The organism is Psychrobacter sp. 1U2 (assembly GCF_051847575.1).
Genome location: NZ_JBPYDC010000641.1, coordinates 1 through 924 on the forward strand (window position 1 = coordinate 1; position 924 = coordinate 924).

The following is a 924-nucleotide window of genomic DNA, read 5'->3' on the forward strand; positions in this document are numbered from 1 at the left end:
CTACAGTAGGTTATTTTATTATGGAGGAGGTTATGGTGAAGTGTAATTTATCTAGAATTATGGGTGAAAAAAGGTTAAAGATTGCTGATGTGTCTAGAGACACGGATGTAAATAGAGGCACAATCACACGTATGTATAACGAAGAAGCGACAAGAGTAGATCTAGAGGTTGTAGAGAAGCTATGTTTATATTTGGATATTGAAGTGGGCGACCTTTATGAGATAGTTAAGGAATAAGAATAAACCTTCCTCCTTTTAGAACATAAGATAATACTGCGCTTATCAGTGATTACGCCAAATAATACGCAGCAAACTATAGCTCTCAAATAAATAAAAGGTCCTATTAAGTAACAAAAAGCTCTATAGAAGGTTATTTTAAGTTGCAATAGCTCAAAATGTATGTATAATTTAATCTGTAGAAAGTCATTACAACTAACAGAAATGGATATTAATCTACAGGAGATTATACATGAACACATTTATTAAACCGCCGCATGCTTCAATTTGGCTAAGCGCCGAAGCGATATCGCTATCTACCAAACTTATGGTAAACCTGCAAATACAACAGGGTTCACAGTTAGCAAAGATGCTAGGCGTTAACCCCATTTTTTATAATGATGAAGCGGTTAGGATATGGGTGCAACGAGAGCTAAATGAAGGATTAGCGCTGAATCGTTATACCTTAACGAATCTTGAGACCAAATTTTTGGCCATTATGAATCACTACGATGTCCCTTATTCGTTGTGATTAACGTCAACTACTTGGTTTGGAGATAACCATGAGCTTAAAACTTATTTTTAGCCCTTATGTAGATCAGTCCGACATACAGCTATGTGAAGACTATTGGGCATACGGGCATGATGGGCGGTATGTAGAGTATATAGAAATACTCTGCAGACAATACCATATCGATTATCATATTTT

The 924-nt window shown here is 35.9% G+C and carries 2 protein-coding genes; both read left to right on the forward strand.

The features are described from left to right. The coding region (locus ACS8FD_RS17800; RefSeq protein ID WP_439276830.1) for a helix-turn-helix domain-containing protein at positions 1–236 on the forward strand (236 nt) is incomplete at its 5' end. A 232-nt stretch (positions 237–468) separates the two neighbouring features. Then, complete coding sequence (locus ACS8FD_RS17805; protein WP_439261110.1) at positions 469–747, forward strand: hypothetical protein; 279 nt, start codon at positions 469–471, stop codon at positions 745–747. Positions 748–924 lie beyond the last annotated feature (177 nt).

What these genes read in the sequence shown, in the direction of transcription:
- ACS8FD_RS17805 (WP_439261110.1), top strand. Translation starts at nt 469, where the DNA reads ATGAACACATTTATTAAACCGCCGCATGCTTCAATTTGGCTAAGCGCC.